Here is a 13,470-nt window from a genome sequence, read left to right as displayed (position 1 = left end):
GCCGACCAGAGCATTACTTATCCTCGACCTGCAAAATTGCCAAAAAGGCTTCCTGCGGAATTTCCACGTTCCCAACTTGCTTCATCCGCTTCTTACCGGCTTTTTGCTTCTCAAGCAGCTTTTTCTTACGAGAAATATCGCCGCCATAACACTTGGCCAGCACGTTCTTGCGCAATGCCTTGACGTTTTCGCGAGAAATAACTTCGGCGCCAATGGCAGCCTGAATCGCAATATCAAACATCTGCCGCGGAATCAGAGAGCGCATCTTGGCGACCACTTCGCGTCCACGGTAACGGGCGTTGCTACGGTGCACAATCATGGACAGGGCATCAACCCGGTCGCCGTTGATCAGGATATCAACCTTGACCACATCGGCCGAACGGTATTCCTTGAACTCGTAGTCCATGGAAGCGTAGCCGCGCGATACCGATTTGAGTCGGTCAAAGAAGTCCAGCACGATCTCGGCCAGAGGCATCTCATAGACCAGGTTCACCTGACGGCCATGATAGGTCATATTTAACTGCAAACCGCGCTTGGCTGTACACAGGGTCATGACCGGGCCCACGTATTCCTGCGGCATTAGCAGCGAAACCACAACAATAGGCTCGCGTACGTCTTCGATATGGGACACTTCCGGCATGCGAGAAGGGCTTTCAATCATCAAGACTTCGCCGTCACGACGCTCGACCTCGTACACCACCGACGGCGCGGTGGTGATGATATCCATGTCGAATTCGCGCTCCAGACGCTCCTGGACGATTTCCATATGAAGCAGGCCCAGGAAACCGCAACGGAAACCAAAACCCAGCGCCTGGGACACTTCGGGCTCGAACATCAGGGACGAGTCGTTCAGCTTGAGCTTTTCCAGGGAGTCGCGCAGCTGGTCGTACTCACTGCTCTCCACCGGGTACAAACCGGCAAACACCTGAGGCTTCACTTCCTTGAAGCCCGGCAAGGCTTTTTCAGCCGGTTTGCCGGCCAGAGTGATGGTGTCACCCACCTTGGCGTGTTCCAGCTCTTTAATACCGGCAATGATGAAACCCACCTCGCCTGCAGACAGATGAGGACGGTTTTCAGACTTGGGGGTAAAGACACCGATATGCTCGACCAGGTGCGTCGCACGGGTGGCCATCAGCAGAATTTTTTCCTTGGGCTTGAGCACACCGTTGACGATGCGCACCAGCATGACCACGCCCACGTAATTGTCAAACCAGGAGTCAATGATCAGGGCTTGCAAGGGAGCGGTAGGATCACCCACTGGCGGGGGAACACGCGCCACGATGGTTTCCAGGATCTCGTCGATACCCAGGCCGGTTTTCGCACTGGCGGCAATTGCGTCACTGGCATCAATGCCAATCACGTCTTCCACCTCCTGGCGAGCGGCATCCGGGTCAGCCGAGGGCAAGTCCATTTTGTTGAGCACTGGAATCACTTCCACGCCCTGATCCAAAGCGGTATAGCAGTTGGCTACAGTCTGCGCTTCCACACCTTGGGAAGCGTCCACGACCAGCAAGGCACCTTCACAGGCCGACAAGGAACGGCTGACTTCATAGGAGAAGTCAACGTGGCCGGGGGTGTCGATCAGGTTCAGGTTGTAAACCTTGCCATCCTGAGCCTTGTAGTGCAAAGCGGCGGTCTGGGCCTTAATCGTGATGCCACGCTCTTTCTCGATGTCCATCGAATCCAGAACCTGGGTCGACATCTCGCGGTCGGCCAGGCCACCACAGCGTTGGATCAGGCGGTCAGCCAAGGTCGATTTGCCATGATCGATGTGGGCAATAATAGAGAAATTGCGGATGTGATCCATAAACCCGTTAATAAACAAAGAAAATGTTGAGGCGCAATGCCAGAGAGACGGCACAAGAAAGGGGCGCCCATGACGCCCCTTTTCAGTCCACGCGCCGAAAACGCAAGACCCGTCCTGTCAGACGGGCGCACGTGGAGCCAGTATCCATTCGGGGCAAACTGCCCCCGCGAATAGCGGCGGAAAAACTCCGGCCCCTGGCCGGAGTTCATCAATGACTACCATTTTAGCCGTTTTACAGAATTTTTATTTCGATGGCGTAATCAAAACCCATTGCGACTGGCCCGCACGCAAAACCAGCAAGGCTGCTGCTTTGGATTTATCCAAGGAAGCCACCATTTTAGCGTATTGATCCGGCGTCCCTACGTCTTTATCGTTGACACGCAAAATCAGGTCACCAGGCTGCAGACCGGCTTCGCTGGCAGGGGCCGTGGCCTCTGTCACCTGAACCGCACTTTCCACGCCCAAACGCTTCAGATCAGCAGCAGGAACTGCCGTCACTTTCAAGCCAAAGGCATCGGCCGTGCTGGCAGCAGGATTGTCTTTCTCGTCCTTGGCGGCAGCAGTTGGGCTGCTGGAAGGCATTTCTTCGACATCAATCTTGATGGTCTGCAACTTGCCCTTGCGCCAGATTTCCAGTGTGGAGCTTTGACCAGGCTTGGTGCCTCCCACAATACGGGGCAGGTCTGTCATTTGATCAATGGTGCGACCGTTGAACTTCAGGATCACGTCGCCAGACTGAATACCGGCCTTGGCGGCAGGACCGCCCTCTTCCACGCTGCTGACCAAGGCACCCTTGCTGTCTTTCAGACCCAGCGCGGTAGCGACATCATCGGCTACCGGAGTGATCTGCACACCGATACGACCGCGAGTCACCTTGCCGTCAGACTTGAGCTGCTCGACCACATTCATGGCTTCGTCGATAGGAATGGCCAGGGAAATACCCATGAAGCCACCGCTACGCGAAATGATCTGGGAGTTCACACCCACTACTTCGCCATTCAGATTGATCAGCGGACCCCCGGAGTTACCGGGGTTCACAGCCACGTCGGTCTGAATGAAAGGCAGGTAATCGCCCGTTTCACGGTTGATGGCGCTGACAATCCCGGAAGTCACGGTGGATTCCAGACCGAAGGGCGAGCCAATAGCCAGAACCCACTGTCCTTTCTTGAGCTGCTTGGAATCACCGATCACCATGGGCTTCAGGTCTTTGGCTTCGATCTTGATCAGGGCCACGTCGGTGCGCTCGTCCGTCCCGATGATCTTGGCTGGATATTCCTTGCCGTTGCTCAGCGTGACGAAAATGCCATTGGAGTCGGCCACCACATGGTTATTGGTCAGGATGTAGCCGTCAGCAGAGATGATGAAACCCGAACCCACACCACGTGGCACTGTGCGCTCTTGAGGCTGCTGGCCTTCATTGCCACCGCCACGAGGGCGCTGCGGCGCCATGCCGGGCGGCATGAAATCGGGCCCAAAGAACCAGCGGAACATATCATAAGGATCCGAGCCCGGACCCATGGCGGGGGAGCGCACCCGGACGGCCTCGGTGGTACGGATATTGACTACTCCATCCTCGGTCTTGGCAACAACGCCAGTAAAGTCAGGCAGCCCCAGCGTCGTGCTCTGGACTTGCTCGGTTGTCGTGACAGGCTGAGCCTGCGCGTAGGCCATAGGCGCACCCGCCGCCAGCATCACGGCCGCCGTCAAGGCCGAGAGAACAGGAATACGCATTTTTTGACTCGATTTTTCCATTCAAAGACTCCTGGTGGACGATAGTCAATGTGTCCGGGATAGAGGGGTGAACTGGGTACCTTCCAGCAAGGCGCGCAAGGTCTGTACAGGTACGGCACCCGTGCTGGTCAAAACATAATCATTAATGCGACTGCGGTACATATTCATGGAGCCACGGTGAAAGGCACCCAGGCTGTTTTCTTCTGCTTCAGGGGTCCCTACCTTCTCCAGAAACACGGAAATGGCAGCCAGACCATCAGACAACATCAAATGGGTAACCTGACGCCCCGCACGCATGGGCCGGAGCATTTCGGACCGCAAGGTAAAACCGGCAGGCATGGCCAGATGCCAACCCAGCTCGTTCAAATCTATTTTTCGTACTTCGGGTTCGACCACTTCCCACTTGCTGGGGTTCCAACTGGTACGCAGTTCCTGCAAATCCACCTGCTCGCCAAAGGCAACAGAGGCAAAAGCGATCTGATCCACTACCTCTTGTTGTGGGTCCAGAGTCTGCATTTTCAATAGCAAATGATGATCGGTATCGGCACACACGCGGTAGCCGTAACGCTGATCATCCTTGGGAACCAGCTCGATCAGGTCGCAAGGGCGACCGGCCACGCGCTCGCGCGATGGCAAGCGGCGCATATCGTAAAAATTGGGTAATTGGCTGACATCACCAACCAGAAAACTGGGAAAGCGTTCGTTTTCACGACGCTCGATCACCACCATTTTCTTTTCGGGAATCAGGCATTGGGTGACTTCGTTCTGACGCAGAAACTCGCGCGGCTCGCCGTCCAGAATCTCCAGACGCTCGCGCTCGCCGGTACCATCAATAATGTGGACCAGTTTCATGGACTGGCTGGCCTGATCCTGGGTGTAAATAATGACCCCGGAATAATCCAGGTCACGCGCCGCTTTATGGACTTTCTGCAACCAGGGCAGATCCAGGGGCTCCAGCCCGCTGGCATCCTGAGCCAGTACAGGTGTGCACAGCACCGCCAGAGAAAGGGCAAACAAGCCCTTATAGAGACGCGCCAAGCCCATCTGCGACGGCATACGTACAGACCTCATTGACCCAGGGCTCCACTTTCAAAGGAAACATGGCGTACCGGACCGGTACCAACAAAGTCGCGGTGCAAATCCGCGTAATCATTCCAGAGCTGATCATCCTGGGCGCTGGCCACCAGCGTGCCTGGCACGGAGTTCACCCCCATATACGGCAGGCCTACCCACAAGGCGGCAGCCACGACAGCCACCACGGCCAGGCCGCTGACACCATAGCGCTGCACCAAGGGTCGTTTCATGGCATTCGGGGCGAGCACGGTAGGCTCTTCGTCAATTGCTTTGGACAGACGCGCGTAAAAGCGATCCGACGTACGGATCGCCAGCGCATCGGTACGCATGACGTCACCAATCAAATGGTAGGTATCCCAGACTTGACGCCCGTAGGGGGAGTCCAGTTCCTCGGGGCGTATTTCAGCCTCGCCATCCACCCAGGAAGACACGGCGGCCTCCCAGGCATTGAGTTGATCATCATCGGAATGGGATTTCAGGGCTTGCATCATCAATCCTTACCACCGTCGTTCACTATCTTCACCATCGAGTATGGGACGCAATTGCGCAGCAATGGCGTCACGGGCTCGAAAGATGCGTGAGCGTACAGTTCCTATAGGGCAGTCCATGGTCTGAGCAATATCTTCGTAGCTCATACCTTCTATTTCACGTAGCACGATAGCCGTCCGCAACTCTTCGGGCAGTGCCTGGATCGCTGTATTTACCGTTTCAGCAATCTGGCGACTGACCATCATGGATTCTGGCGTGCTTATATCGCTTAGGTTGTCGATTCGGTCAAAAGTTTCACCTTCTTCAGTTTCGACGTTCTGCAAAGTATTGGGACGTCGGGCGGCCGAGGCCTGCCAGTTACGGGCCGTGTTGATCGCAATGCGGTACAGCCAGGTGTAAAAAGCACTCTCGCCCCGGAACTGGGGAAGAGCTCGGTACGCTTTGATGAAGGTTTCCTGAGCCACGTCCTCGACTTCAGACGGGTCACGTACCATGCGGCTGAGCAGACGCATGATCTTGCGCTGGTACTTCAGTACCAGCAGGTCAAAGGCTCGCTTATCCCCACGCTGAACACGTGCAACTAGTTCGGCATCGGTATCGCGTTCACTCATTAAGAATCCTTATTCTGAGCACGGACCTGATGAGACAGTCGGTTGGCACATAGAGACAAGGCCCACCAGTCCTGCTGCGACTGGGCGCGGCGCCATACGGTCACGGTACGGCAAGCCTTGGTGCAATCACGGCGCAAACGCAAGGTCATGAACCAGGCACAACGCCAGATCTGCTCTATTTGCACGGACTCCTTTGCTGCCCCCTCGCACTGCAAGGAGTATAGCCCTGCACGATGCGCTAGTGTAGCGCGCTCATCCCATGCCCCACGACTGCGAGCATACAAAAAATAAGCCCACAAAGCACCTGCCAATATTGCCAGGGCCCAGGGCCATTGCCAGCTAGACATTGTCCAGGCCAGGGCTGCTGCAAGCAAGGCACAGACAAAAGCGCCCAGTCGGCGCACCGGAGCCGGAGCTCCGATCGACCAGGACTGGGCGTTACGAGTGGGGCAGTCTAACTTAGCGAAGACGACGAACCACCATCGAACCGTTAGTGCCGCCAAACCCGAAAGAGTTGGACAGAGCGACATCAATCTTCATGTCACGCGCCTGGTTGGCGCAGTAATCCAGGTCGCAGGCAGGATCCTGGTTGAAGATGTTGATGGTTGGAGGCGAGATCTGGTTATACACCGCCAAGGTGGTGAACACCGCTTCAATACCACCGGCCGCACCCAGCAGGTGACCCGTCATGGACTTGGTGGAGTTGACCACCAGCTTGTAAGCGTGATCGCCAAAAGCCAGTTTCAATGCTTCGGACTCGTTCACGTCGCCCAGTGGCGTAGAAGTACCGTGTGCGTTGACGTACTGAACTTCGTCAGCGTTGATGCCACCGTTACGCAAGGCATTCATCACGCCACGACGCGGACCGTCACGGTCTGGCGATGTGATGTGGTGAGCATCCGAGCTCATGCCGTAGCCGGAGAATTCGCCGTAAATGCGGGCGCCACGTTTTTTGGCGTGTTCGTACTCTTCTAGCACCAGCACACCAGCGCCCTCACCCAGCACAAAGCCGTCACGGTCCATGTCCCATGGACGCGATGCTGTTTCAGGATCGTCGTTACGGGTGGACAGAGCACGCATGGCGGCAAAACCGCCAATGCCCAGAGGGGACACGGTGGATTCGGCACCGCCGGCAATCATCACATCAGCGTCGCCATACTCGATCAAGCGAGCAGCGTCACCAATGGAGTGCAGGCCGGTTGTACATGCCGACACAACAGCGTAGCTAGGACCTTTCAGGCCCAGGCCGATGGATAGTTGGCCAGACACCAGGTTGACCAGGGAGCCAGGCACAAAGAACGGGGAAATCCGACGTGGGCCCCGTTCCAGATAATCTTTTTGGGTTTCTTCAATGCGGGGCAAACCACCAATCCCCGAACCGACGATAACGCCCACACGCTCAGCATTGATGCTGTTGATATCCAGACCGCAATCCTTCCAGGCCTGCATACCTGCCACCACGCCGTAATGGATAAAGGTATCCATCTGCTTGGCTTCTTTGGACGAAATGTATGGTGTTAAATCAAAATCCTTGACCTCACCCGCTATCTGGGCTGTTAGGGCCGAAGGATCGAAACGGGTAATACGCCCGATGCCCGAACGCCCATTGACGATGTTATCCCACGCGGTAGGAATATCGTTGCCGACCGGGGAAACAATACCCAGCCCGGTAATCACGACACGTCGTTTCACGGATGACTCCTAAACACAAAAAAAGCGGTTTAAAGGGAATAACTGCGTCTTGCAAGCTAAAGCCGCCGGGCACAGGCTACTCTCTGGAAACCGCTCTGGAGCGAGGGCGTGCACAATGCCGCCCACCCTCTTAATTGAACTTACTGCTTGCTGTGAGAATTGATGTAGTCCACAGCTTGCTGGACCGTCGTGATTTTCTCAGCTTCTTCGTCTGGTATTTCGGTTTCGAATTCGTCTTCGAGCGCCATCACGAGCTCGACCATGTCGAGCGAGTCGGCACCGAGGTCGTCGAGAAAAGAAGATTCGTTTTTGATCTCGGCTTCGTTAACGCCAAGTTGTTCAGCGACGATCTTCTTGACGCGCTGTTCGATGCTTTCCATGCAGATTCTCCAAGTTGGGAAAAATTCCCGCAAATTATAGCCAATCCATACTGCTAAGAGGGATAAGCTATGACAAAAAACGGCGTTCTTGTATGAGGCCCAACGTTATTCTTACAACGCCGGCTCAAGCAATAGGCCCCAAATAATCCCGCAATTTTACCTCAGCCGGGCGCGATGCCAAGCCTTACATGTGCATACCACCATTCACATGGATGGTGCTGCCCGTAATATATTGCGCTTGCGACCCGGCCAGGAAGGCTACCGCATTAGCGATATCTTCAGCAGCGCCCAGTCGTCCCAGGGGGATTTGCGACAAAATTGCCGCCGACTGCTCAGGGGTCAGAGAGCGTGTCATGTCCGTATCAATAAAGCCCGGAGCGACACAATTAACTGTAATGTTACGGCTACCGAGCTCGCGCGCCAAGGCACGGCTCATGCCGGCGACACCGGCTTTGGCAGCTGCGTAGTTGGCTTGACCGGGGTTACCGCTCTCGCCCACCACCGAAGTGATGCTGATGATACGGCCCCAGCGGGCTTTCATCATGGGGCGGATAACGGCACGCGACAGGCGGAACACGGCACTTAGATTGGTCTGGATAACGGCGTCCCAGTCTTCATCTTTCAAGCGCATGGCCAGGTTGTCACGCGTAATACCGGCATTATTAACCAGAATGTGCGGGCCACCGTCTTCTTTGCTCAAAGCCGAAATCAGCGCTTCGCAAGCAGCCGGGTCGTCCACGTTCAAAACATGGCCGTAGCTGCCATTCTGATCCAGCACAGCGGAAATCGCCTGTGCGCCGGACTCGGAAGTAGCGGTACCAACCACCTTGGCACCTCGTGCCATCAATTCTTTAGCAATCGCCTGACCGATACCGCGCGATGCGCCGGTTACCAGTGCAGTCTTGCCGCTTAGGTCCAATTCTTGCATTTATGCTCCCTCCAGGGCTTCCAAAGTGGCCTGCAAGGACGCAGGGTCGCTGATCGACAAGGCGACCAGATCACGGTCAATACGCTTGACCAGCCCCGTCAGCACTTTGCCTGGACCACACTCGACCACGTGGGTGACTCCTTGAGCCTTCATGGCCTGGATAGTCTCAACCCAGCGCACGGGATGCCAGGCCTGACGGACCAGCGCATCTTTAATCTGTTCGGGGTCGGTAGGCGCGGCTACGTCCACGTTATTGATCACGGAAATAGCAGGCGTTTGCACTTGAACCGAGGCCAGAGCCTGGGCCAGCACAGCAGCTGCCGGTTCCAACAGACTGGAGTGGAAAGGAGCCGATACAGGCAGCACCAAGGCACGCTTGGCACCGGCTTCTTTAGCCAGCGCACATGCACGATCTACCGCTTCCACATTCCCGGCTATCACAACCTGAGCAGGCGCATTGTAGTTAACAGCCTGAACAATCTGCTGTCCCTCAGAGGCACGAGCACACACATCGCGCACCTGATCGTCATCCAGACCCAGCACGGCAGCCATGGTACCGACACCCACAGGTACGGCAGCTTGCATGGCATCGGCACGGATGCGAACCAGCGGAACTGCTTGTTCCAGGCTCAGAGCACCGGCAGCAGTCAGGGCCGAGTATTCACCCAGGCTATGACCGGCCATCACGGCAGGAGCGGGGCCACCGGCCTGAATCCAGGCCCGATACATGGCCACGGCGCTAGCCAGCATGACAGGTTGAGTATTGGTAGTCAGGTTCAGAGCCTCGGCAGGCCCTTGTGCCATCAACTGAGCCAGGTCCTGGCCCAGCGACTGGCTGGCTTGTGCAATGGCTTGCTGTACGACAGCAGACTCGGCCCAGGCATCGAGCATGCCTACGGACTGCGAGCCTTGTCCTGGAAAGACAAACGCAATTTTCATGGTAGAAAAACCCAAAGAGATGAGGCGGTAATCCGGATCGCGCTACTTAGCAGCGGACCAGCACCGAACCCCAGGTAAAGCCGCCACCCACGCCTTGCAACAGCGCCAGATCACCGGCACGGATACGACCATCCCGGCGAGCGGCATTCAGGGCCAAAGGCACACTGGCTGCCGAGGTGTTGGCATGTTGATCAACCGTGATAACCACCTTCTCGGAGGGGATACCCAGCTTACGACCTAGAAAATTGATGATACGAACGTTGGCCTGGTGCGGCACCAGCCAATCGATATCGGCCAGAGAGACGCCAGCCTGTTCGCAGACTTGATTGGCCGAAGCGGCCAGAGAAGTGACAGCCAGCTTGAACACAGCCTGACCATCCATACGCAGGAAGGGATCGCCCACTACCTGACCGTGCGAGACATTGCCGGCCGCGCACAAAATACCCATTTGACTGCCATCCGCATTGAGCTGGGCAGCCAGAACACCGGGTTCATCGCTGGCTTGCAGAACCACAGCGCCCGCACCGTCGCCAAACAGGACGCAGGTAGAGCGGTCGTTCCAGTCCAGGATGCTGGAGAACACTTCAGCACCGATGACCAACGCATTGCGCGCACGGCCGGCCTTGATCATGGCGTCGGCAGTCGTCAGTGCATAGACAAAGCCGCTGCACACCGCTTGTACGTCGTACGCGGCAGCGCCCTTGTTGCCCAATTCGGCCTGCACCAGACATGCAGTGCTGGGGAAAACGTAATCGGGAGTGGAAGTAGCCACCACAATCAGGTCCAGATCCTGGGCAGCAATGCCCGCATCTTCCAGCGCCTGACGCGCGGCCTGGGTTGCCAAGTGGCTGGTACGGACACCGGGATCGGCAAGATGACGCTGGTGAATACCGGTACGCTCGACAATCCACTGATCGGAGGTTTCGATACCCTTTTGAGCCAGCTCCACCGCTAGATCATCGTTAGACACAATCCGAGGAGGCAGGTAGCCGCCTGTACCGATAATCTTGGCAAATATCGTCATTTTATGTTCCCGATCAAGCCCGTTCTTATGAGGACGAGGGCTCTGAAGTATGGCGTGTATCTGGTTCGCCGCTTTGCTCTTCATGCAAGTTCACACTTTGCATGATGCGTTCGACTGCCTGGCTGGTACCGCTGAGCAGACCATTGAGCACCGCACCGCGGGCCCGTTGCAAAGCATAACCGAAAGCGTAGGCATCGGCAGAACCATGACTCTTGATAACAATACCGCGTAAACCCAAAAGGGCCGCACCGTTATGACGGCGATTATCCACCCTGTCGCGGAAACGATTCAAGACAGGACGAGCCAGCAAAGCGGACACTTTGCTCAATGGGTCACGGGTAAATTCGTCGCGCAGCATACTGCCGACCATCTTGGCCAGCCCTTCAATGGATTTAAGGACCACATTGCCCACGAAACCGTCGCACACGACCACGTTGACGGTACCTTTGCAGATATCGTCACCTTCTACGTTGCCGTAAAAATTCAGTCCGCTGGAGCGCAACAGTTCAGCCGCCTTTTTGACGACCTCGTTGCCTTTGATGACCTCTTCCCCAATATTGAGCAGACCCACGGTGGGACGCTCATGGCGATCCACAATACTGGCCAGAGCAGATCCCATAATGGCGAACTGCAACAGGTGTTCTGCGGAGCAATCCACATTGGCGCCCAGATCCAGCATGATCGTGGCCCCGCCCTTTTGGTTCGGGATGGACGTGGCAATGGCTGGGCGATCAATCCCATCCAGAGTTTTGAGTACGTAGCGCGAAATTGCCATCCATGCGCCGGTATTGCCCGCAGAAATGCAGGCATCAGCTATCCCGTCCTTGACGGACTGGGCAGCCACTCGCATGGAGGAGTCTTTTTTGCGGCGCAGGGCCACCTCGACCGAATCGGCCATGGTGACAACTTCGGATGCGGGAAGAATGTCGTACCAGGAGGTATCGACATTACCTTGCGCACGCAATGTTTGCTCGATGGCCTGAGGCTCGCCAACCAATAAGCAGTGCACATCCGGATAGCGCTTGGCAAAAAGCAGCGCTGCAGGGACAGTGACGGATAAACCGATATCGCCGCCCATGCAATCGATGGCAATACGTATTTTTTTGTTAGACATCAAGCATGCAACCTATGTTGCTTGCAACGACAAAGAGACTATTACTCGTCGTTCTTTGTTTTCAGCACTTTACGGCCACGGTAGATGCCGTTAGGGCTGATGTGGTGACGCAGGTGCAGTTCGCCAGTCGTAGGCTCGATAGCCGTCGAAGGACCAGTAAGCGCGTCGTGCGAACGACGCATGTTACGCCGGGACGGGCTCTTTTTATTCTGCTGAACAGCCATGATGACTCCTGTAGATGGACAACCCCGAATAAATGGGTGCAGCCCGAAAAAATTAACGAATTAGTAACAAACAATCAAGACTTCTTGAGCGAGCCCAATACGGCAAACGGGGATGGCCGCTCAAAGGCGGACTCATCCAGGTCGTCAGACTTGGCTTCCATGGACAGCGACTGCGCGTCGGGACAAACCTCATGGCGCGGCACATAAGGCACGCTAAGAATCAGCTCGTCCTCGACCAGTCCCAGGACATCCAACTGGCCTTCACACAAGATGCGATCAGGACCTTCCGCATCGTCATCATCCAGCTCAAGTTCGTCCTCGGTTGCCACAATCTGTACTTCGTTGGAAATATCGATGGGCCACTCAAAAGGCTTCACACAGCGCTGGCATTCCAAAATGACACTACCTTTGGCCTGCACATGCACAAAACGACGCCGGGCAGAATCTTCCCGACCCGACACACTCCAGTCAATGCGCAAATCGCCTTGATCGGGCAAATCGGATACCAGACGAGACAAATCTTCCACCAGCACCTGACCCGACATTTCCTGAGGGGCACGGGCTAGATTCAAGGTGTCGATATACTGTGTCGTCATAAGTATGCTTAGGGCATCAAACCACGGTTTTACCAGGATCTGGAACCGCTTGTTTGTTCTGCTTTATTTGTCGCTTTCGCTTGTTTGCTGCTTGCTTGTTTCACTGCCTTGGTATCGCTTGGGGGCTCTACCACTTTTTCTTGTACTGCTTTTTTTCCTGCCCCTCGGTATTGAAGCATGTAAAGCGCAGCCGGCAAACCGCCAAGCCAGCCCACAACCATTTCAATAACGAAGAAAACATTAGATAATACCGTGCTAAGCACAAGGCAGTCAAACCAAAGCACAGCTAAAACACACTATGCGTCTCATCCTTGCATCAAGCTCAGTCTATCGCCGCGCTATGTTAGCGCGTTTGGGCTTGCCTTTCACCTGTCAGTCTCCTGACATTGATGAAACCCCACTTCCCGCAGAGGCTCCCGCCCAGCTCAGCCTGCGTCTGGCGCGTGAAAAAGCGGCCCGTATCAGCCAGCTGAACCCAGGCGCCCTCGTGATCGGCTCCGATCAGGTCGCCACATCGGGCCAGGACGCTATTGGCAAGCCTGGCGACCATGCCGGTGCGCAGAAACAACTGCGTCGCCTGAGCGGTCAAGACATCGATTTCCATAGCGCTTTATGCGTGACGGATGGCCAGGAATTTCTGTGCAGCGATATTGTTACCAATTGTCGTTTTCGCGCATTGAGTGATGAAGAAATCGAGCACTATTTGCTGCAGGAAAAACCGTATGACACCGCTGGCAGCGCCAAGGCCGAAAGCCTGGGTATTGCCCTGATGGAGTCCATGCGCTCGGACGACCCAACCGCTATCATTGGCCTGCCGCTGATCGAGCTGTGCACCATGCTGCGTCACTTTGGCTTGAACCC

At 55.9% G+C, this 13,470-nt stretch carries 16 protein-coding genes; 1 reads left to right on the top strand and 15 read right to left on the bottom strand.

The window, feature by feature from the left end; all coding sequences use genetic code 11:
* Window positions 1-13 precede the first annotated feature (13 nt).
* The 15 genes from lepA to ACLPGZ_RS18305 all read right to left on the bottom strand — a co-directional run bounded on the left by lepA (window position 14) and on the right by ACLPGZ_RS18305 (window position 12,872).
* Entirely contained in the window at window positions 14-1,807 is a 1,794-nt protein-coding gene (gene lepA, locus ACLPGZ_RS18375; RefSeq protein ID WP_026483097.1) for a translation elongation factor 4, read from the bottom strand.
* Window positions 1,808-2,050: 243 nt separating this feature from the next.
* Window positions 2,051-3,559 carry a DegQ family serine endoprotease gene (locus tag ACLPGZ_RS18370; protein ID WP_060186494.1) on the bottom strand — a complete coding sequence of 503 codons (1,509 nt, stop codon included), beginning with the start codon at window positions 3,557-3,559 and terminating at the stop codon, window positions 2,051-2,053.
* A 24-nt stretch (window positions 3,560-3,583) separates the two neighbouring features.
* Window positions 3,584-4,609, bottom strand: a complete 1,026-nt coding sequence (locus ACLPGZ_RS18365; RefSeq protein ID WP_230940648.1) for a MucB/RseB C-terminal domain-containing protein — start codon at window positions 4,607-4,609, stop codon at window positions 3,584-3,586.
* Window positions 4,606-5,100, bottom strand: coding sequence for a sigma-E factor negative regulatory protein (locus ACLPGZ_RS18360; protein ID WP_429641808.1), 495 nt, complete (start codon window positions 5,098-5,100; stop codon window positions 4,606-4,608). The genes ACLPGZ_RS18365 and ACLPGZ_RS18360 overlap by 4 nt, the downstream gene beginning before the upstream one ends.
* Before the next feature lie 9 nt (window positions 5,101-5,109).
* Window positions 5,110-5,712: an RNA polymerase sigma factor RpoE gene (gene rpoE / locus ACLPGZ_RS18355; RefSeq protein WP_009456579.1), complete on the bottom strand. Its 603-nt coding sequence runs from the start codon at window positions 5,710-5,712 to the stop codon at window positions 5,110-5,112.
* Window positions 5,712-5,897 (bottom strand): hypothetical protein, encoded by a 186-nt coding sequence (locus tag ACLPGZ_RS18350; RefSeq protein ID WP_226349219.1) that lies wholly within the window; start codon window positions 5,895-5,897, stop codon window positions 5,712-5,714. The genes rpoE and ACLPGZ_RS18350 overlap by 1 nt, the downstream gene beginning before the upstream one ends.
* A gap of 274 nt (window positions 5,898-6,171) precedes the next feature.
* A complete protein-coding gene (fabF, locus tag ACLPGZ_RS18345; protein WP_021446869.1) occupies window positions 6,172-7,404 on the bottom strand; it encodes a beta-ketoacyl-ACP synthase II in 1,233 nt (410 codons plus the stop codon).
* A 140-nt stretch (window positions 7,405-7,544) separates the two neighbouring features.
* Complete coding sequence (gene acpP / locus ACLPGZ_RS18340; RefSeq protein ID WP_003800961.1) at window positions 7,545-7,784, bottom strand: acyl carrier protein; 240 nt, start codon at window positions 7,782-7,784, stop codon at window positions 7,545-7,547.
* A gap of 184 nt (window positions 7,785-7,968) precedes the next feature.
* Window positions 7,969-8,712: a 3-oxoacyl-ACP reductase FabG gene (gene fabG, locus ACLPGZ_RS18335; RefSeq protein ID WP_021446870.1), complete on the bottom strand. Its 744-nt coding sequence runs from the start codon at window positions 8,710-8,712 to the stop codon at window positions 7,969-7,971.
* Complete coding sequence (gene fabD / locus ACLPGZ_RS18330) at window positions 8,713-9,651, bottom strand: ACP S-malonyltransferase (RefSeq protein ID WP_239054493.1); 939 nt, start codon at window positions 9,649-9,651, stop codon at window positions 8,713-8,715.
* 46 nt (window positions 9,652-9,697) lie between these two features.
* Window positions 9,698-10,675: a beta-ketoacyl-ACP synthase III gene (locus ACLPGZ_RS18325; protein WP_009456588.1), complete on the bottom strand. Its 978-nt coding sequence runs from the start codon at window positions 10,673-10,675 to the stop codon at window positions 9,698-9,700.
* Window positions 10,676-10,700: 25 nt separating this feature from the next.
* On the bottom strand, window positions 10,701-11,789 hold the full coding sequence (gene plsX / locus ACLPGZ_RS18320; RefSeq protein ID WP_009456590.1) for a phosphate acyltransferase PlsX: 1,089 nt from the start codon (window positions 11,787-11,789) through the stop codon (window positions 10,701-10,703).
* Window positions 11,790-11,830: 41 nt separating this feature from the next.
* Window positions 11,831-12,013: a 50S ribosomal protein L32 gene (rpmF, locus tag ACLPGZ_RS18315; protein ID WP_003800968.1), complete on the bottom strand. Its 183-nt coding sequence runs from the start codon at window positions 12,011-12,013 to the stop codon at window positions 11,831-11,833.
* Between the two features lie 74 nt (window positions 12,014-12,087).
* Entirely contained in the window at window positions 12,088-12,609 is a 522-nt protein-coding gene (locus ACLPGZ_RS18310; RefSeq protein WP_239054494.1) for a YceD family protein, read from the bottom strand.
* Between the two features lie 29 nt (window positions 12,610-12,638).
* Window positions 12,639-12,872, bottom strand: coding sequence for a hypothetical protein (locus ACLPGZ_RS18305; RefSeq protein ID WP_226349214.1), 234 nt, complete (start codon window positions 12,870-12,872; stop codon window positions 12,639-12,641).
* Between the two features lie 77 nt (window positions 12,873-12,949).
* On the opposite strand from ACLPGZ_RS18305, the gene ACLPGZ_RS18300 reads away from it, so the two are divergent.
* Window positions 12,950-13,470, top strand: a 521-nt coding sequence (locus ACLPGZ_RS18300; protein ID WP_429641806.1) for a Maf family protein, incomplete at its 3' end; no start/stop codon positions are given.

This window comes from Alcaligenes sp. Me129 (genome assembly GCF_050487245.1).
Lineage (GTDB): Bacteria > Pseudomonadota > Gammaproteobacteria > Burkholderiales > Burkholderiaceae_B > Alcaligenes > Alcaligenes phenolicus.
The sequence above is the reverse complement of the archived record's forward strand: the minus strand, read 5'-3'. Positions and strand labels throughout refer to the sequence as shown.